The 18,603-nt window shown below is 71.0% G+C and carries 13 protein-coding genes; 7 read left to right on the top strand and 6 right to left on the bottom strand.

The window, feature by feature from the left end; all coding sequences use genetic code 11:
• Window positions 1–72: 72 nt before the first annotated feature.
• Window positions 73–1,095: a glucose-6-phosphate dehydrogenase (coenzyme-F420) gene (fgd, locus tag PUT80_RS15100; protein ID WP_275292313.1), complete on the top strand. Its 1,023-nt coding sequence runs from the start codon at window positions 73–75 to the stop codon at window positions 1,093–1,095.
• 104 nt (window positions 1,096–1,199) lie between these two features.
• Window positions 1,200–2,735: a helix-turn-helix domain-containing protein gene (locus PUT80_RS15105; RefSeq protein WP_275292314.1), complete on the top strand. Its 1,536-nt coding sequence runs from the start codon at window positions 1,200–1,202 to the stop codon at window positions 2,733–2,735.
• Between the two features lie 178 nt (window positions 2,736–2,913).
• Here the strand turns inward: PUT80_RS15105 and PUT80_RS15110 are convergent, their stop codons facing one another.
• The 3 genes from PUT80_RS15110 to PUT80_RS15120 all read right to left on the bottom strand — a co-directional run bounded on the left by PUT80_RS15110 (window position 2,914) and on the right by PUT80_RS15120 (window position 6,909).
• Window positions 2,914–3,159: a hypothetical protein gene (locus PUT80_RS15110; protein WP_275292315.1), complete on the bottom strand. Its 246-nt coding sequence runs from the start codon at window positions 3,157–3,159 to the stop codon at window positions 2,914–2,916.
• A gap of 215 nt (window positions 3,160–3,374) precedes the next feature.
• Window positions 3,375–5,123, bottom strand: coding sequence for an AMP-binding protein (locus PUT80_RS15115; protein WP_275292316.1), 1,749 nt, complete (start codon window positions 5,121–5,123; stop codon window positions 3,375–3,377).
• On the bottom strand, window positions 5,110–6,909 hold the full coding sequence (locus tag PUT80_RS15120) for a prenyltransferase/squalene oxidase repeat-containing protein (protein ID WP_275292317.1): 1,800 nt from the start codon (window positions 6,907–6,909) through the stop codon (window positions 5,110–5,112). Before PUT80_RS15120 ends, PUT80_RS15115 begins: the two co-directional genes overlap by 14 nt.
• 228 nt (window positions 6,910–7,137) lie before the next feature.
• Here PUT80_RS15120 and PUT80_RS15125 point away from each other — a divergent pair, with 228 nt between their 5' ends.
• From PUT80_RS15125 to PUT80_RS15140, 4 genes are read left to right on the top strand one after another with little or no spacing between them, the layout of a single operon-like run.
• The gene (locus PUT80_RS15125) at window positions 7,138–8,445 is read left to right on the top strand and encodes an NAD(P)/FAD-dependent oxidoreductase (protein ID WP_275292318.1); all 1,308 of its coding nucleotides are present in this window, start codon (window positions 7,138–7,140) and stop codon (window positions 8,443–8,445) included.
• Between the two features lie 43 nt (window positions 8,446–8,488).
• The gene (locus PUT80_RS15130; RefSeq protein ID WP_037819633.1) at window positions 8,489–9,418 is read left to right on the top strand and encodes a 4-hydroxy-3-methylbut-2-enyl diphosphate reductase; all 930 of its coding nucleotides are present in this window, start codon (window positions 8,489–8,491) and stop codon (window positions 9,416–9,418) included.
• Between the two features lie 33 nt (window positions 9,419–9,451).
• Window positions 9,452–10,654 carry a histidine kinase gene (locus tag PUT80_RS15135; RefSeq protein WP_275292319.1) on the top strand — a complete coding sequence of 401 codons (1,203 nt, stop codon included), beginning with the start codon at window positions 9,452–9,454 and terminating at the stop codon, window positions 10,652–10,654.
• Window positions 10,654–11,310, top strand: coding sequence for a response regulator transcription factor (locus tag PUT80_RS15140; RefSeq protein WP_275292320.1), 657 nt, complete (start codon window positions 10,654–10,656; stop codon window positions 11,308–11,310). Before PUT80_RS15135 ends, PUT80_RS15140 begins: the two co-directional genes overlap by 1 nt.
• A gap of 3 nt (window positions 11,311–11,313) precedes the next feature.
• Here the strand turns inward: PUT80_RS15140 and PUT80_RS15145 are convergent, their stop codons facing one another.
• Both PUT80_RS15145 and PUT80_RS15150 read right to left on the bottom strand, forming a co-directional pair.
• The gene (locus PUT80_RS15145; RefSeq protein ID WP_275292321.1) at window positions 11,314–14,769 is read right to left on the bottom strand and encodes an ABC transporter ATP-binding protein; all 3,456 of its coding nucleotides are present in this window, start codon (window positions 14,767–14,769) and stop codon (window positions 11,314–11,316) included.
• The gene (locus tag PUT80_RS15150) at window positions 14,769–16,790 is read right to left on the bottom strand and encodes a hypothetical protein (RefSeq protein ID WP_275292322.1); all 2,022 of its coding nucleotides are present in this window, start codon (window positions 16,788–16,790) and stop codon (window positions 14,769–14,771) included. Before PUT80_RS15150 ends, PUT80_RS15145 begins: the two co-directional genes overlap by 1 nt.
• A 606-nt stretch (window positions 16,791–17,396) precedes the next feature.
• On the opposite strand from PUT80_RS15150, the gene PUT80_RS15155 reads away from it, so the two are divergent.
• Window positions 17,397–18,149, top strand: coding sequence for an AfsR/SARP family transcriptional regulator (locus tag PUT80_RS15155; RefSeq protein WP_275292323.1), 753 nt, complete (start codon window positions 17,397–17,399; stop codon window positions 18,147–18,149).
• Window positions 18,150–18,154: 5 nt separating this feature from the next.
• Here PUT80_RS15155 and PUT80_RS15160 read toward each other — a convergent pair.
• The coding region (locus tag PUT80_RS15160) for a flavodoxin-dependent (E)-4-hydroxy-3-methylbut-2-enyl-diphosphate synthase (protein WP_275292324.1) at window positions 18,155–18,603 on the bottom strand (449 nt) is incomplete at its 5' end.

Here is an 18,603-nt window from a genome sequence, read left to right on the forward strand (position 1 = left end):
ACAAGGCAGCGGGCTGGAGTTCGTCCGCCGTGCACGATGACCCCGCGCCGCCAGCCGGGTTGAGTGTCCGGAATGGACACACGCACCGCGGGAATCACCGTCGGCTACAAGGCATCCGCCGAGCAGTTCGGGCCGCGCCACCTGGTCGACCTGGCCGTCCTCGCCGAAGAGCGGGGCTTCGACTCAGTGCTGGTGAGCGATCACTACCAGCCCTGGCGGCACCGGCACGGGCACGCGCCGTTCTCGATGGCCTGGCTCGCCGCGGCGGGGGAGCGGACCGAACGGGTCCGGCTCGGCACCAGCGTGCTCACCGCGACCTTCCGCTACCACCCGGCCGTGGTCGCGCAGGCCTTCGGCACGCTCGGCGCGCTGTACCCCGGACGCGTCCTGCTCGGTCTCGGCACCGGCGAAGCGCTCAACGAGGTCGCAGTCGCCCGCCTGGAGTGGCCCGGCTTCAAGGAACGCTTCGCCCGCCTGCGCGAGGCGATCGACCTCATCCGTCGCTTGTGGACAGAGGAACGGGTGAGTTTCGACGGCGAGTACTACCAAACCGAGAACGCGACCGTCTACGACCGACCGGCCCACCCGGTGCAGATTTACGTCGCGGCAGGCGGCCCCGTGGTGGCGAAATACGCAGGCCGGACGGCGGACGGCTTCATCTGCACCAGCGGCAAGGGCATGGAGCTCTACACGGACAAGCTCCAGCCCGCTGTCGACGCCGGAGCCGAACAGTCCGGCCGCAAGCCCGCGGACGTCGCGCGCTCGATCGAGATCAAGCTTTCCTACGACACCGACGCCGAGGCCGCCGTCGCGAACACCCGGTTCTGGGCACCGCTGTCCCTGACCGCCGAACAGAAACACGGCATCTCCGACCCCGTCGCCATGGAGCGTGTCGCCGACGAACTCCCGATGTCCCAGATCGCGTCCCGGTGGATCGTTTCCGCCGATCCCGACGAGGTCGTCGAACGGATCCGCCCGTACGTGGACGCGGGCTTCACCGACCTGGTCCTGCACGCGCCCGGCGACGACCAAGCCCGCTTCCTCGACCTGGCGCGGCGGGATCTGCTGCCCCGGTTGCGGCGGCTGGGCGGATAGCCCTGCCGAGCGGTCTTCGCAGTGCGCTGAGCCCACTGACGGCGCTCCGGGCGCTGTTTAGCCTTCCCCCGACGCAGCGTGGCGTGGACGGAAGGAGCGGCCCGATGACGGCAGTCGACACCCGGCCAGGAGAACCGATCGCCGCCGATCTCCCTCCGCCGGACGGGACGATCCGGCTTCCGCTCCTGGTCAGCGCGCGACGCGGCTGGTTCAGCGTGGCGGCCCCCGCTTCGGGCCTGAACCGTCCGCTGGCCGGGGCGACGCCGTGGGATCCCGCCCGGCTGCCGGGGCGGCACCAGCTGGTGCCGCTGACGAAGCCCCGCGCGACCGCCGACGAACTAGCGCAAGCCCTGACCGCTGCTGGCCGCGCGGGAGCCGCAGCGCTAGTCGTACGCGAGGGCGCTCTGCCACCGGAACTCGACCTCGCCACTGCTGCCGTGCCCGTGCTCGTGGTCGCCAGACAGGTCGAATGGGCCGAGATCGGCACAGTGCTGCACTCCCTGCTGTCCGGTGCCCGATTCGGCGGTGTGACAGCGACCCCGGCTGGTCTCTACGATCTCGCCGAAAGCGCGGCCCTGGCCCTCGACGGTGCCGTGGTGGTCGCCGACGCGTCCTTCCGCGTACTCGCCTTCGGTTGCGGCGAAGTGATGGACGCACTGACCAGCGAAATGGTGTTAGCCCGGCGAATCCCGTCAGAGTTGCGGAAGCGCCTCGGCCAGGTCCGAAGCGTCGCCCGCGTTGACCTCCCGGACGGGGATGTGCGCTGGGCCGCCCCGATCCGCTCCGGCACCACCATCGGCGGCTACGTCCTCGGCGCGCCGCGCCGGGAGACGTCCGTGGCACGGGTGCTGAGCGAGGTGTCGACGGCCGCCGCTGCCTGGTTCATCGACGGGCCCGCCGGGCGAGACGACGAAGACGCGATCCGCGCGGAGCTCCTGCGCGGACTCCTCATCGGTTCGGGATCACTGGAAGCACTGACCGAACGACTCGGCACTTCGCAGCGATGGCGTCTCGTCGCTCTGGGCGAGGTCGCCCCCGATCGCGAGGGCGCCCTGGCCCGCTGCGCCCGAATGCTGAACCCTCGCACGGCCACGGCAACGCTGGGTTCCCTCCTGTTCGTCCTGTTCCCGTCGATGCCTGACCCAGGACCCGCCGATTTCACCGAACGCCTGCGCCTGCGCGCGTCGACCACCGCGCCGCTGGTGGCGTGTCTCGGCCGCCCCTGCGCCACCGCGTCCGAAATCCGAGCCGAACTAGGCCCGCTCCGGCACGCGTCGCGGGTCCTGACGGCACCAGCGACCGCTCACCTGACGGACCTGCTGCCGCACGTCCTGATCTCCGAACTCGCGGAACTAGCCGCCGAACACCCGGCCCTGCTCGACGGCTCCCTCGACGTCCTCCGCCGAGACCCTTCCCCGCGCGGTGCCGAATACCTGAACACCCTCCGCTGCTGGTTCGACGCAGGCGGCGACGCCACCCGCGCGGCGGCGGCACTTCGCATACACCGCAACACCTTTCGGTACCGGCTGCAACGGATCGAAGAACTGTGCGCGGTCGACCTCGATGATCCCGTGCAGCGCTTCACGATCGAACTGCAGACGCGGCTCTTGGTGTCGCCGCTCATCCAGGTCCGGCCGTGACCGAAGCGGCCGGATGCCTCCGGCTTATGGCGCGAACCAGTGTCGTATCGCGCTGACTTTCGACTTTCGCCGTCGCGTCGCGGCGAAGGCGGGGCAGTATTCGGTGGGGTTCGAGGCCGCGGTGCACGCACTCAACTCGTGGGGCGAGCGGCGGCTGACGCCGGGGATGGTCGAGGAGTTAGCCGAGATGGTCGTTCGTGCCGTCGACCCAGCCGATGTAGCGTTCCGCTGAACGACGCACCGCGGCCTTCGCGTCAGTCGGCACGGTGGCCCCGGTGAGCGCGTACAGCCGGTCGAACGCGTACGGCTCCAGCCGGTCCACCAGACGTCGGACAAGCCCGGCGGCACCCGGGAAATGCCCGCCCGCTTCCACGAGGGTGACGCCGGGCAGGATCCGTTCGGTGCCTTGCCATTCGCGGATCACCGGGTCTTCCGCTGCACCCACTGGCTGGCCGGGGGGGCAGCGGCCACGGGACACTCCCGGCCCGAACGGCAAAACCTCGCGTCCCGGCCGGGCGACGACTCGGCTGGCCGCGCGCTGGCAGGTCGGCGGAGTTCGTGCCGAGCGGTGCGGAGCGCAGGGTCCCGTCACTCCCGCGAGCCAACGGATGAGGCTCCCCGGCGAAGGAACGAAGCCGCTCACCCCATCCGTGCCGCCAGCCGTGCGCGGTCGAGTTTCCCGTGCGGGTTCAACGGGAGTTCGTCGGTCGCGAAGATCCGGTCCGGGACCATGTACCCCGGCAGGCTGCGGCCCAGCTCCAAGCGCAGAGCGGCCTCGTCGGTCGCGTCGGTTTCCACGAACAAGGCCAGCACAGTGTCGCCGTGGACCCCGGGCACGGGAGTCGCGGCAGTGCGCACACCGCCGAGGAGACGGGTCGCCGCGTGTTCGATCTCGGCGAGTTCCACGCGGTGGCCGCGGATCTTGACCTGTCCGTCCAACCGGCCGCGATGGTGCAGCAGCCCGTCGTGCCACTCCGCCAGGTCGCCCGTGCGATACCAGCGCCGCCTGTCGCGGCTGACCAGTTTTCCCCGGTCCAGCAACGGATCCGAGTAGCCTGCGAACACCTGCGGGCCCGCGACGAGCAGTTCTCCGTCGGCGTCGAGGCTCAGCTCGGCACCGGTGGTCGGGGTGCCGATGGGCAGGATCGCGTGGCCGGGGATCGGGTCGGCGGGAGCCAGCCGGTAGGTGCTGACCCACACCGTCGTCTCGGTCGGCCCGTACACGTTGTCGATGATCGCCTCCGGAGCGGCGGCGCGGGCGAGCGCGACGGTCTCGCGCCGCAGCGGTTCGCCGCCGATCACCACATGCCGCAGTCCGGACAGCGATCCTGGCGCCAGATTCCCCGCGGCGGCGGCTGCTTCGAGCAGGCTCGGCGTGCAGGCCCACACCGTGACGCTGTGCCGGGCGATCGTCCCCGCCGGGTTGAGCGCGTGCACGCGGGGCACGGCGGCGAGCGCGCTGCCGCTGCTCCACGCGCCCCACATCTCGAACACCGAGAAGTCGAACGTCAGCCCGTGGCACTGGGAGAACACTTCCCCCGGCCCGGTCCGGAACGACGGCAGCGCGGCGGCCAGGAACGCTTCCACGTTCCCGTGGGTGATCCGCACGCCCTTCGGCCGCCCGGTCGAGCCGGAGGTGAACAGCAGGTACGCGGGGCTGTCGCCGGTGACCGGAGCGGCGGCCCGCGCCGCTGGGCCGGGAGGTGCCGCGTCGTGGATGTCCACCACCGGGATCCCGGCCATCGCGGACAGCTGTGCCTCCAGCGGTTCTTCGCCGCGCAGATCGGTGTGCACGACGCAGCGCGCGCCGGCCTGGCGGACGATGTCGGCGTTGCGCTCCGGCGGAAAGTCCATCGACAGCGGCACAATCGCGGCGCCCGCGTACAGCACCCCGAGGTAAGCGCAGTACGTTGCGATCTCCCGCTCGCCGAGCACGGCGACCACGCCGCCCGCGCCGATGGTTTCGGCGAGCGCGGCGGCGTGGGCCGCGGTTTCCGCGTACGTCAGTGCACCGGCGTTGTCGACCAGGCACGGCTCGTCGGCGAACCGGGCGGCTGTCTCGGCGAACCGCGCGGCCAATCCTTCGGCGGGCGCGCGCCAGGCGGCCGTTTCCGCGTCTCCGCTTGCCAAAGCGCCAGTGGTGCCTTCGACGAGTTTCCACAGCGAACGCGGCGTACGGAACGCGCGCTCGTCGAAGGCGGGCAGCTCGATGCCGTACCGCGTAACCAGTTTGCTGCTCAACGCCAACGTGCTCAGCGACGTGAGACCGTAGTGCAGCAACGGAGTGTCGGGTTCCAGCGAAGACGTGTCGTCGCACAAGGCCAGCTCGCTGCGAAGCAGTTCCTCGAACTCCGCGCTCCACGGCTTCACCTGCTCAGCGGCCGACATGCGGCACCGCCCAACGCGGCTGGTCGAACGTTCCCGGCGCGGTCGCGGTGTCGTCGCGCAATGCTTCGCGATAACGCGCGAGCGCTTGCAGGGCATAGCCGTTCGCGGTGTGGTCGTGCCGGTACAGCAGTTCGAGGAAGTACACGCCGAGCAGACTGGGTTGCCACAGACCGTCCGCGTCGCGATGGTCGACGAGCCACCGCGCGCCGCGGGCCGCCATCGGCGCGGTCGGTGTCACGCCGGACGCGCACAGGCCCAGCAAGGCCATCGCCGTCTCCTCGACCGTGGAGTGTCCCCGGCCGAGCGCGTCGCCCCAGCCGCCGTCTTCGTTTTGGTTGAGCCGCAACCACGAGACGCAGCGCCGCGCGACCGTGCTCGAACCCAGACCGGCGTCGCCCAGCGCGCGAAGCACGGAGCCCGTTCCGCACACCTGCCCGACGTACCACTTGTTCTCGATGGCACCGTCCGCCCGCTGCACCTTCGCGAACCACGCGTACGCGTTGCGCAACGGTTCGTCGTCCGGGCGGCAGCGTCCGGACAACGCCAGCGCGGAGAACGCTTCGGCGGACATCACCGCGCAGGGGCCGTACAGCACCTTCGGCGACCGCGCCTTGCCGACCATGGCGAACGACGGGTCCATGCTCGCGATCCGGCCGACCTGCGCGAAGCAGCTCCACGAACCGTCGTAGTTCTGTTGGCGGAGCAGCCATTCGGTGCCGCGCCGCACCTGCGGGTCGCTCACGTCCGCGCCGTCGCCGGACAGCGCGATGACCGCGTCGCCGGTGTTGCCGCTGTTCGGCCAGCCGGACGGCAGTCCCCAGCCCCAGCCTCCGGGCGGGGCTCCGGTCCAGATGAAGTCCTCGTCCCGTTGCGCGGAGCGGATCCAGCCGACCGCCTTGGTCACCCGCGCGTCGTCGCCGAGCCCGGCGTGCTGGAGACCGGTGGTGATGAAGTTGGTCGCGTCCACCTCGAGGTCGCGGGTGACCGCCCAGCCGCCTTCGGGCTTGATGGTGGCGCGGAAGTAGTCGAGGCAGTGGCGCACGATGTCCGGGCGCTGTTTCGCGATGGTGAGCCCGATGCAGACGTTGGCCGACATCATCGGCGACTCGACGAAACCGCCTTCCGGGCCTTCGAACCCGACCAGCCCTTCGAGATATTCGATGGCCTTCGGCGTTGCGGCTTTGTTGAGCGCGGTGCGGACCCGGCCGCCGGGCATCAGCTCGGCGCACATCAGGCCCCACGACAGCGCGGTGGGCATCGCGAAGGTCAGCTTGCGGCGCAACGGGGCGGGCAGCAGGGCCAGTTCGATCGGGCAGCGCAGCAGGCCCTCGTCGCTCATCAGCCCGGCCAGCACCAGGTAGAAGTGCACCAGGACGGTGAGCGAGCACTGTTCCACGTCGCGGATCGCCGCGGTGCCGCCGAATTCCTCGACGCGCGCCCAGCCGCGGCGGATCTGCCCGGCGGCCTCGTCCGGGATCACCAGCGCCAGCGCGGCCACCGACAGCGCGGTGCCGTTCAGCGTCGGCTCGGTGTCCACGTCGTCGCCCCAGCCGCCGTCCAGGCCCTGGTTGGCCAGCAGGAAGTCCAGGCCCCGGCGGATCAGGTCGCGGCAGCCTTCCGGATCCGCCAGGTGCATGGCGATCACGACGTCGGCGGTGGAACCGGGGCTGGCCGACAGCCTGCCTTCCCAGCTGCCGTCGGAGCGCTGGAGGGCGAACAGCGCGTCGGCGGTGCGGGCCAGCGCGCGGTCCAGCTCCGCGGGCGGGAGGATCGGGTCGAGGCTCATGGTCGCTCGCTTTCGGACCTGGCGTGGAAAAGGGAATCGCGGCCGGAACGCCCGGGAAAAGGACACAGGCGTGGCGCGATCAGTGTGACACGGCCGAGTTCGCGCGGTCAACCGCGCGGCGGCCGCGTTGACGGGTTCCCGGGGCCGTGTCACGCTGTTCGCGGGGGATTCTTCTGTGCACTCGCGGTGCTATTTTCGCGCGTCTTCCGGAGCAGAACGGTAAATGGTGTGAGCGATTACGACATTGTCATATGCGGGGCCGGGGCAGGCGGGCTCACCGCGGCGATTCTTCTCGGCAGGCAAGGACGCCGGGTGCTGCTGGTCGACAAACTCACCGACACGGTGGAAACGTTCAAGGGCGAGCTCCTCCAGCCCGGTTCGCTGGCCACTTTGGACTCGATCGGCGCGCTGGAAACCCTGCGCCGCGCGGGCGGGCGCCGGATCGACCGGCTGGTCTGCGCGGGCGACGACGGCGCGGAGCTGTGCGCGATGGACTACCGGTGGCTGCCGAGCGCCTACGACCACTGCCTCACCCACACCTACAAAGGCATCCTGGACAACCTGATCCAGGCGCTGCCCGCGACGGTCGAGTTCCGCCGCGGGGTCTCGGTCGAGCGCGCGGTGCGGGACGGATCCGGCCGCGTCGCCGGGGTCGTGCTGCGCGAGCGCGGCGCCCGCGCCGAGGTGTCCGCGGACCTGGTCGTCGCGGCCGACGGGCACGCGTCCAAGCTGCGCGGCCAGGTCGGGATCGAAGTGGACACCACGCCCTACGACCACCAGGTGGTCGCGATCGACCTGGCCGGCGTGCCGGAGCTGGCGCACCAGGCGACCACCACGATCACCCGCGACGGGATGCGCGTGATGTACCCGATGCCCGGCGGCGGCGGGCGGCTGTACCTGCAGGTCGAACGCGGGCTGGTGAACCGGATCGGCAAGGCCGGGCTGGCCGGCTGGGTGGACGAGGCGGTCGCCGCGTGCCCGAGCGTGGCGCCGATCGCCGAGTCCGTGCGCGCCGGGGTGCCGACCTGCCGGGTGCTGTCCGCGCGGCGGTTCGTCGCGCCGGTCTTCCACGGCGCCGGGATGCCGCTGATCGGCGACGCGGCGCACGCCGTGCACCCGATGGCCGGGCAGGGCATGAACGCGGCGATCGCGGACGCGGTGCGGCTGGCCGGCGCGTTCCGGGACGTCTCCACCGCCGGATCCGGCGCGGTCGACGCCGCGCTCGCCGAATACGACCGGGTGCGCCGCCCGGAGCTCAAAACCATTTCCGAATTCAGTCACCGGTTCGCGGAAATGTTCACCACCGCGGTCGGGAATTTCGGGTACGCGCGCAGCAAGTACATTCTTTCCTGCCACGGCCGGAATCGCCGGTTGTGCTACAAGATCATGCACAACATCTCCGGTCTCGGTTATCGGAAATTCTCCGTTCTCGACCGGTTGCAGCAACTCGGCTGGCCGGACCGCGCGGCCGATGAGTTGCCTCCGCGTCGAGCGGGCGTGGACGGCGTCGTTGAGGCCACCTTGGACCCGCGTTGAGGAATCTCGTGCGCTCCGCCGCTCCCCGCTTACGGTCGCGGCCATGAAACAGGTGTTGCTGGCGAGCCCGCGCGGGTACTGCGCCGGGGTGGATCGCGCCGTACGCGCTGTCGAGGCCGCACTGCAGCGCCACGGCGCCCCGGTCTACGTGCGCAAGCAGATCGTGCATAACACGCATGTGGTGCGCCGTCTCGAGCGTCTTGGCGCGGTGTTCGTCGACGAGGTGAGCGAAGTGCCGCCTGGCTCGGTCACGGTGTTCTCGGCGCACGGCGTCGCCCCCGCGGTGCACGAAGCCGCTGCGGGACGCTCGTTGCGCACTATCGACGCGACGTGCCCGCTGGTGACGAAGGTGCACCGCGAGGCCGTGCGTGCCGCCGCGCGCGGCGACCAGATCCTGTTGATCGGCCACCACGGGCACGAAGAGGTCGAAGGAACCAGCGGCGAGGCACCGGCGGACACCATCGTGGTGGACGGCCCGGACGCGGTCGCGGGCTTGGAAGTGCGCGATCCGGCCAAAGTGACCTGGTTGTCCCAAACCACCCTTTCGGTCGCGGAGACCGAACAGACCGTCCGCCGGCTGCGCGAACGGTTCCCGCTGCTGTCCGACCCGCCCAGCGACGACATCTGCTACGCCACCCAGAACCGGCAGGAAGCGGTCGCCGAGCTGGCCGCCGAGGCCGGTCTGGTGCTCGTCGTCGGTTCCGCCAACTCGTCCAATTCGGTGCGGCTCGTGGAAGTCGCGCTGGACGGCGGCGCTTCCGCGGCGTACCTGGTCGAGGACGCCGCCGCGGTCGATCCCGCGTGGCTCGACGGGGTGACGACGGTCGGGGTCACCAGCGGGGCGTCGGTGCCGGAGGATCTGGTCGAGCAGGTGCTCGAACTGCTGGCCGGACACGGTTTCGGGGACGTGCGCGAGGTGCGCACCGCCGAAGAGAAGCTGAGTTTCGCCCCACCGCGCGAGTTGCGGTCGTAACCCGCGGCCGCGCCTGCGGTTAACCTGCCAGGCATGGACGAGGCGAGGAGGACCGTACGGGCCGCGGTGTCCGGCGAAGGACGGTCCGAAGCGCTCGCCGTGGCCGCGCGCTGGGCGGTGCGCGTGGGCCTGATGGTGGTGCTGGCCTACACCGTCGCGGTGGCCTCGCCGGGGATCGGGACGCACGGCCTGCCCGGGCTCAACCTGCTCGGCCTGCTCGTCGGCGCGGCGGGCTGGTTCGGCTGGGGCCTGCTGCGCGACCGGGAGGGCCTGCTGCGGCTGATCGCGCTGCTGGTCGGCGTGGTCGGTGGCGCACTGCTCGTACCCGGCACCTCCGGTTCGGACGTCGGCGTGATCCTGGTCTGCCTGATGGTGCTCGCCGCCGCCAGCGTGGTGGAGCCGGGCCCGGCCGGGGTGGTCGCCGTCTTCGCGATGGCGGCGGTCGGAATCGCCGAGCGGTTCTGGGAGAACCTGCTGCCCGGCGGATTCGCGGTGCTCGCCGCGGCGGCCTCGTATCTGGCCGGGATCGTGCGCAGGCAGCGCCTGCTGCACATCGCGCAGACCGAGATGCTGCTGGTGGAAACCCAGGTCGCGAAGGAGGAACAGGCCCGTTCCGCGGCGCTGGCCGAGCGCGCCCGGATCGCCCGCGAGATCCACGACGTGCTGGCGCACTCGATGGGCGGTTTGATCGTGCAGCTGGAGGCCGCGGACGCGCTCCTGGAGACGGTGCCGGGCGCGGACCGGGCGCGGGCCTGCGTGATCCGCGCGCGCGGTCTGGCCGGGGAAGGCCTGGCCGAGACCCGCCGTGCGATCGGCGCGCTGCGCGGGGACAAACGCTCGCTGCCGGAGTTCCTGAGCGCGCTGGTCGAGGACTACCAGGCCGACTATCCCGACGTGCCGGTGTCTTTCGAGGAGCCGGCCGAACAGTCGGAGCTGCGCCCGGAAGTGACGCTGGCGTTGCAGCGTCTCGGCCAGGAAGCACTGACGAACGTGCGGCGGCACGCGCCGGGCGCGCCGGTGACCGTCTCGCTGGCGGTGGACGAGGAGCAGGTCGAACTGGTCGTGCGGAACGGCGCACCGAGCGAGGCCGAACGCACCACGACTGGCGGCGGCTACGGGCTCATCGGGATGCGGGAACGGATCGAGCAGTTGGAAGGCACGCTGCACGCGGCGGCCGAAGGACCGGGCTGGACCGTGCGGGCGCGGGTGCCGCGCACGGGAACCGAGGGGGACTGATGGACGGGCCGTTGCGGGTGCTGGTCGCCGACGACCAGACGGCGGTGCGCGAGGGATTGGTGACCCTGCTGGAGACCTTCCCCGGCACGACGGTGGTCGGCGCCGCCGCGAACGGGGACGCGGTGCTGGAGATGGTCGCCGCGGATCCGCCGGACGTGGTCCTGATGGACCTGCGGATGCCGGTCCGGGACGGGGTCAGCACCACCGCCCGGCTGCGCGCGGAGCACCCGGCGGTGAAGGTCGTCGTGCTGACCACTTATGCCGACGACAGTTCGGTGCGGGAAGCGTTGCGGGCGGGTGCGTTGGGGTTTCTCACGAAGGACGCTGGCCGCGCGGACATCGCCCGTGCGCTGGCGGCCGCCGCGTCCGGCCAGTCGGTGATGGACGCCGAGGTGCAGCGGCGTCTGCTCGCCGGGATGAGCGAGCCTGCCGAGCCGCCGGTGCGTTCCGCGGCGGACGGGGTGCTGAGCGGTCGCGAGGTCGAGGTGCTGCGGCTGGTGGCCGGCGGACTGTCCAATCGCGAGATCGCCGGGCGGCTGTTCATCGGGGAGGCGACGGTGAAGAGCCATATCAACCGGATCTTCGCGAAGATCGGCGTGCGGGACCGGGCGCAGGCGGTGCGGTATGCGTTCCGGCACGGGTTGACGGGGGAGTGAGGTTCAGCCCGTGGTTTCGAGGGATCCCCACAGCTTCGTGTAGTGGCCCTGTGCCGCCACAAGCTCGGCATGGGTGCCGAGTTCGGCGAGCCGTCCGTCCTCCAGCACCGCGATGCGGTCGGCGTGTGCGGCGGTGGACAGGCGGTGCGCGACGAGTATCACCGTGCGTCCGGCGCACGCTGCGGCGGTTGCGGCTTGGCACCGTGCTTCGGTGCGCGGGTCCAGGTTCGCGGTGGCTTCGTCCAGGACAAGAATCGTGGGTGCCAGCCGGGCCCTCGCGAGCGAGACGAGCTGGCGTTGGCCGGCCGACAGCGCGGAGCCGCCGACGCCGACCGTAGTGGCGTAGCCGTCCGACAGGGCTTCGAACACTTCATGCGCGCCTACCGCGCGGGCGGCGGCGATGGCGTCGCGCGGGCTGGCATCCGGGCAGCCGTAACGGATGTTGTCGAGCACGCTGCGTCCGAAGAGGTATGGCTCCTGCGGCACGAAGCCGATTTGCCTGCGTAGCAAGCGTAAGTCGTAGCTGCGAAGGTCGACGCCGTCCACCAGAACCTGCCCCTGGCACGGATCGTGGAACCGGAGAAGCAGCTTCAGCAGCGTGGACTTGCCCGCGCCGCTGGCTCCGACCACGGCCAGCGTGCTGCCCGCCGGCACCTCGAGCGAAATGTCGGACAGGGCGTCGCGCGGTGCACCGGGGTAGCGCATGCGTACCTGGTTGAACCGCACTGAGCCTCGGGCCTGGGGCGGGGCGATCGGCTGTCGCGGCGACGGTACGGCCGGTTCGGTGCGGAGGAAGGCGCGAAGGCGTCGTACAGCGACAGCGGCCTGTGCGTAGCCGTCGTAGGCCTGGGCGAACTGTTGCACGGGCGCGAAAAGCGAGTCGAGGTACAGCACGAAGGCGACCAGTACGCCCGCGGTGAGCGTGCCGTCTTCGATACGCGCTGCTCCGGCCGCAAGCACTACCGCCGCGGTCACGGCGCCTACCAACTCGACGAACGGGAAGTACAGCGCGGTCCACAGATGCGTGCGTACGCGGGTGTCGCGGTACCGGCGGTCGTGCGCACCCAGTTCGGCGACGCTGTCTGTGCGGCGGCCGTGAAGCTGCACGACGGTGAGCCTGCTGATCGTTTCGCGGAGCGCGGTGGTGAAAGCGGCCAGGCTCTCCCGTGCGAGGGTGTAAAGCGGGGTGGAACGGCGTCGGAACCACATCGTGGCCAGCACTACCAACGGAACTCCCGCCAGCGCGAGCAGCAGCAGGTCACCGTCCATCAAGGACAGTGCGGTGATCGCGCCGATCGTGGTGACCGCGCTGACCAACGCTCCGGGCAGGTCGTTGCGCAGAAAATGGGACAGTGCCTCGATGTCGGCGGTGAGCAGGGTGATCAACCGGCCGCGGTCCCGTTCCGCGGGGCCGAGCGCCAGTGCGTGCTGCGCGGTGCGCCTGCGCAAGCCGAACAGCACCCGCTCGCAGGTACGGCCGGTCACCACGGTTTCGCCCGCGGTGCTCAGCGCGTTGAGTGCGACCAAACCCGCACCGGCGGCGACCCATGCCAGCAGTACGCCGAGCTGTCCGGCGTTCACGCCCGAGTCGACTCCGCGGCCCATGGCCAGCGGCAGCAGCACATCGGTGGCCGTGCCGGCGGCGAGCAGCGACAAACCGGCGAGGAATCCCTTGCGGTGCGCGCGAAACAGTCCGTGCTGGCGAGGCGGGACAGTGACGGGTGCCGCCAGCACTTGCGAAAAGGCGGGTTTCGGCGGCGGTGGCGCGGGCTCCGTTTCGCCGAGGAGAGCCCGGTAGGCGGGAGAGCGGGCTTGCAGTTCCTCGTGGGTCCCAATGTCCGCCACGCGGCCGGACTCCAGCAGCACCACCCGGTCGGCGGTACGGAGGAGATTCGGGCGACTGGTCGCCACGACCCGCGTGGTGGCCAGGCCGCGCAGGTGACGGTGGATGGCGCGCTCGGTCACCGCGTCCACTGCGGTCGTCGGGTCGTCGAGCAACAGCAGCTTCGGGTCCGGGAGCAACGCCCGGGCGAGCGCGATGCGTTGTCGTTGCCCGCCGGACAACTCGGCGTCGCTGATCCTGGTCTGGTAGCCGTCTGGGCTTGCCATGATGAAGTCGTGCACCCCGGCCGCGCGAGCAGCCGCGACGATTCGTGCATGGTTGGCGTTGGGTTCGCCGTAAGCGATGTTCGTCTGGAAGGAGCCGGGCATCAGCTGCGGTTCTTCGGTGAGCACTCCGACCGCGCGATGCAATGCTTCGCCGTTCAGTGCGCGGACGTCCACACCACCGACGCGTACGCAGCCAGCGGTCGCGTCGTAGCGGCGACTCAACAGCCGTAGCAAGGTGGACTTCCCAGAACCAGGTGCCCCAGCTACGGCTACGTACTCGCCCGGCGCGATCGTGAGCGACACATCGCGGAGTACCGGCTCGTCGTGGTAGCCGAAATGCACGTCACGCAATTCGACTCCGAGCGCGGCTTGAGGCAGCTCGCGCGAGCCGTCCTGCAGTGCTGGCTGGGTGTCGATCAGCGCGAAGCAGCGCTCCAGCCCGGCGCGCGCTTCCTGTGCGTACCCGACCAAACCGGCCAGTGCGCGCACGGGACCGACCAACTGCGCCAAGTAGCTCACGAAGGCGACGAAGGTGCCGAGGCTGATGTCGTGCCGCAACGCCAGCCAGCCGCCGATGCCCAGCACGCCGACCTGCCCGGCCAGTGGCACGGCGCTCATCAACGGCAGGACCGCGGCGGAGACCCGAGCGGTGCGGATCCGAGCGGTGCGCACCGCGGCGGCGTCCCGTTCGATGGCGGCCAGTTCGTGCTCCTGGCGGCCGAACGCGGTCACCACGTGCAGTCCGTCCAGCACCTCGGACACCCGGCCGGTCAGCTCCGCCGACCGTTGCTGCGCGGCCAGCCCCGCCGGGAAGATCCGGCTGCGGGCCAGGTGGACAGCCAGCACCAGCAGCGGGCACACCGCGAGCACCAGCCCGGTCAGCACCGGGGAAAGCAGCACCATCGCGGTCGCCGACGCCGCCAGCAGCGCGAGGTTGCCGATCGCGGCGGGCAGCGGATCGAGCAGGCCCTGTGCGTAGCAGACGTCGCCGGTCGCGCGGCCGAGCAATTGTCCGGCGCCGAACCCGATGCGCTGGCTCTCGTCGAGCCGATGCACCGCAGCCACCACGTCGGCCCGCAGTTCGCGTTGCACGTCCAGGGCAGTCCGGCCGCCCCAGTACTGCCGGACGGCGGTGGCCGCGAACCGGCCGAATGCGAAAGCCAGCAATACCACCAGATACGGCGCGATCGGGTCAGTGTGCGTGACGACGGTGCGGTCGATCAGCCGTTGCTGCACCAGCGGCAGCGCCGCGGCGAAACCGGTGGCGGCCAACGCAGCCAGTGCCGCCAGCGCGCTGGCACCGCGATGCCCGCGCAGGTAGCGCGCCAGCCTGCGCAACGGTGGTGCCATCACACCACGCCGGTGGGCGCGGCCAGCGCCGCCGCCCTCGGCTGCCCGGCCGGGGCCGGGTGGAGGACGTCGCGCGCCATGGCCAGCCACCGCACCGCGAACGCGTCGTGCACGAATCCCGCGCCCAGCAACAGGTCCACGTGCGTGTCGTGGGCGACGACGGTGGCCGGGAACCCGTGCCCGGCGGCGGTCGGCTCGTCGGCGACCACCTCGGCCTGCCCGGGATCGAACGCGAGCCAGCACTGGCTCGCCCCGCTTTTCCAGCCGCGCCAGAGTTCCCCGCCGACCGCGCTGACCGCTTCCTTGCCGCCGAGCAGCGCTTCCAGGTAGTCCGGCACGATCAGGTTCTCGATCCGCCGACCCGGCGTCGCGGTGTGGATGCAGGCCAGCAGCGCCGGGACGCCGTGCCGGAGCGCGTACCGGCGTACTTCGGTCGCGGAGCCGTCTACCGGGCGGAGGTCGACCGCCACCGCGGAAGCGTCCTGTGCGGACACCCACGGGAGCCAGGCGCGGTGGGCGGTCTCGCGGTCGGCCAGTGCGCCGGGATGCGCGGCGGGCACCTCCATGTAGCGGTGCAGTTCCTCCTGGAAATTCCAGTGGTCGGCCGGATTTCCGACGATCAGCGCCGGACCGTCCTCGCCGGAACCGCGCGGGCGGCGGTGCGCGAGCAGGGTCACCCGCGCGCCCTCCCGCGGGGAAACCAGGCACCACACGTCGTCGCTCACCAGTATGAGCTCCCCGTCGCCGTCGCGGTCGATGTCGTGCAGACCGGCGGACGGCGCGTAGCGGCCGCCTGCCGCCCAGCGCGCCGCGGACAGCAGCGGCCGGGCCAGGCGCGCGTGCGAGGCGGTGGCGCGCACCCACGGGGCCAGCGCGCGGCCCCGGCCGTCCTCCGTGCAGTCGTGCCAGCCCAGTTCGTGCTGGCCCAGCAGGAGCATCCGCTCGGCGACCGCCTGCAGCCGCGGTTCGACGGCACTGCCCGCTTCCCGCAGTTCGGCTTCGACGGAGTCCAGCAATTCCCCGTACGACCACCATTCCTGGGTGTCGGTCCAGCCGCGGTACGACGGCCCGGCGGACCAGTCGACCTCCAGTTCGTAGTAGGTCCCCGCCGGCACGTCGGCGGGCGCGGGCTGAGGGCGTCCGTCCAGCCAGGAATCCAGGCTGACCGGTTCGGCCGCCCCGGATTCGGCCAGGAACCGCAGCAGCCGCTCGTAGTGTTCCAGCGCGGGTTCCCAGCCGCCGACGCCTGCCGCGCGCTCCATGTCGTCGGCGTACACGAGGATTTCCTCGCCGGTCTGCCGCTCCCCGACGTCGGCGAGGAACGCCTCCAGAAAGGTCAAATGCGCGTCCGTCCGGGGCGGGAATAGGTACCGCAGGTAGGAACAGATCGGGAGCACGGTCAGGTCGCCGGTCACCGCGCGCGGGCGCAGCAGGCGCAGATCGGCGAGCCCGGGGCGGAACGGTGGCGGCTGCTCGGCGTCCCAGTGGAACGGTCCGTGCAGGTCGGCGTGCGCGCGGGAGTCCGCGGGGTAGCCGTCCTCGGGGACCGGCTTCGCGAGCAGCCGGTCGTCCACCAGGACCCGGCGGATGCCCGCCTCGGCGAGCACCCCGGCCAGCTCCGGCGCCCACACCCGCTCCGGCAGCCAGGCGGTCGGCGGCTGGCCGCCGGGCACGCCGAAATGCCGCCGGTGCAGGTCCGCGGCGGCGGCCAGCTGGCGGCGGTTCGACCACTCCGAGCACGCGGGCATGATCGGCTCGGAGTAGGTGCCGCCGAGCAGCGAGACGGTGCCGTCGGCGATCCGTTCGCGGACCAGGCCGACGAAATCCGGACGGTGCCAGAGCGCGGCTTCGAGCAGCGTGCCGGACAGGTGCAGGCCGGTCGGGATCCGGTAGCGGCGGTGCAGGTCGAGCACCTCGGCGTAGCCGTCGCAGATCCGCCCGATGCCGTCCCGGTTGTCGTAGCCGTCGGTGATGTTCAGCTGGTTCGCGTGGTGCACGAAGGCGAGTGGCGCGCCCGACATGACAATCCTCCCGGCTCCGGTGGCTCTTCCGCGGGACCCCGCGACGACCGCTGCCGCCGACGGTAGGAGCCCGGCCCGGCGGGCGTCGTCCACCGCTGGTTGGGTTCGCGGGTGGGTTGGCCGGTTCCACCCGTGGGTGCAACGCCCGGGTCAACGGAGGCTCAACGGCCGCGCAACCGGGACCCGCGGCGCACGGGCGCGGGGAAAAATCCCCTCGGCGGGCGGGGCGGCGGAGACCGGCGCCGGACGAAAGGTAAATACAGATTAAATAGCGATATCCATATTTTGCCCGACCCTGACTTTCGCGGGGGCCTGCTGGGGTTTTTCCTTACTTCCGGAAAGTGCCATGCAGTCCGCGCGGTTGTGCATTACCCGGCTTGGCCGCGGTGTCGGTGGACAGTGCCGAACCCGTGTGGCAAGCTGCGCCCAGCGGCTCTGGCGGGAGAAAAAGAAATACCGCGCGACGCGGTCCGGGAACTCCGGATACCGGCGGCGCGGACCCCGCGAAGCGCCGTTACTGGGTGCGGTACAAGCGGTACAAACTGGCTGGTGCGGAGAGGGCGGGTCGCCCGGGCCTCTTCGCGCGGTGATTCCTGGGGGAAAGCCGTGGATTTCAAGCTTTTGGGCCCGTTGCGGGTCGAATGCGGGGACGCGGAAGTACGCATGCCGAAGGCGCCGAAGGTGCGGCAGCTGCTCGCGTTGTTGTTGTTCTACCACAATCAGATCGTGAGCACGGACCAGATCGTGGACGAACTGTGGGGCGAGGAATCGCCGCGCCAGGCCGCGCTGACCGTGCGCACGTATGTCTGCCATATCCGGAAAGCCATGGACGGCCCCGGCGGCGGGCACGGCTTGCGCACGGTCTCCTCCGGCTACCAGCTTTCGCTGAGCAGCGACCAGCTCGACGTCAGCCGGTTTTCCGCGTTTTACCACTCGGGCCGGGCGCATTACGAGGCCGGCGAACATGAAAAGGCCTCGGAAAGTTTCCGGCGCGCGCTGGAGGTATTCCGCGGGCGCGTGCTCGCCGACGTGGAGACCGGGGCGATTCTGCGGCCGTTCAAGGCCCGGCTCGAGGAAGAGCGCACCGCGGCGCAGGCGCTGCGAATCCAGACCGACCTGGCGCTGGGCCGGTACCTGCAGCTGATCGGGGAACTGCGGTCGCTGACCATCAGCCAGCCGCTGAACGAATGGGCGCACGCGAGGCTGATGGAGGCGCTGACGCATTCCGGCCGCCGCAGCGACGCGCTGAACGTGTACCGCACGCTGCGGCGCACGCTCGACCAGGAACTGGGCATCGCGCCCGCGCCGGAGCTGCAGCGGCTGCTGCAACGGATCCTCGCCATCGGTCAGCCCACCTGATCGCCTCAGCCCACCGTCACGGTGGGCGTGCCCGGAGTGTCGACGGTGTCGGCGATGCGCATGGCTTCTTCGATGAGGGTTTCCACGATGGCGTGTTCGGGGACGGTTTTGATGACTTCGCCTTTGACGAAGATCTGGCCTTTGCCGTTGCCGGAGGCGACGCCGAGGTCGGCTTCGCGGGCTTCGCCGGGGCCGTTGACGACGCAGCCCATGACCGCGACGCGCAGCGGGATTTCCATGCCTTCGAGGCCGGCGGTGACCTGGTCGGCGAGGGTGTAGACGTCGACCTGGGCGCGTCCGCAGGAGGGGCAGGACACGATCTCGAGTTTGCGGGGGCGCAGGTTGAGCGACTGCAGGATCTGGGTGCCGACCTTGACCTCTTCGACCGGCGGGGCGGACAGGGAGACCCGGATGGTGTCGCCGATGCCCTGGCGCAGCAGCGCGCCGAACGCGA

The sequence above is a fragment of the Amycolatopsis sp. La24 genome (assembly GCF_029087445.1).
Lineage (GTDB): Bacteria > Actinomycetota > Actinomycetes > Mycobacteriales > Pseudonocardiaceae > Amycolatopsis > Amycolatopsis nivea.

What these genes read in the sequence shown, in the direction of transcription:
- fgd (WP_275292313.1), top strand. Translation starts at nt 73, where the DNA reads ATGGACACACGCACCGCGGGAATCACCGTCGGCTACAAGGCATCCGCC.
- PUT80_RS15105 (WP_275292314.1), top strand. Translation starts at nt 1,200, where the DNA reads ATGACGGCAGTCGACACCCGGCCAGGAGAACCGATCGCCGCCGATCTC.
- PUT80_RS15115 (WP_275292316.1), bottom strand. Translation starts at nt 5,123, where the DNA reads ATGTCGGCCGCTGAGCAGGTGAAGCCGTGGAGCGCGGAGTTCGAGGAA.
- PUT80_RS15120 (WP_275292317.1), bottom strand. Translation starts at nt 6,909, where the DNA reads ATGAGCCTCGACCCGATCCTCCCGCCCGCGGAGCTGGACCGCGCGCTG.
- PUT80_RS15130 (WP_037819633.1), top strand. Translation starts at nt 8,489, where the DNA reads ATGAAACAGGTGTTGCTGGCGAGCCCGCGCGGGTACTGCGCCGGGGTG.
- PUT80_RS15135 (WP_275292319.1), top strand. Translation starts at nt 9,452, where the DNA reads ATGGACGAGGCGAGGAGGACCGTACGGGCCGCGGTGTCCGGCGAAGGA.
- PUT80_RS15140 (WP_275292320.1), top strand. Translation starts at nt 10,654, where the DNA reads ATGGACGGGCCGTTGCGGGTGCTGGTCGCCGACGACCAGACGGCGGTG.
- PUT80_RS15145 (WP_275292321.1), bottom strand. Translation starts at nt 14,769, where the DNA reads ATGGCACCACCGTTGCGCAGGCTGGCGCGCTACCTGCGCGGGCATCGC.
- PUT80_RS15150 (WP_275292322.1), bottom strand. Translation starts at nt 16,790, where the DNA reads ATGTCGGGCGCGCCACTCGCCTTCGTGCACCACGCGAACCAGCTGAAC.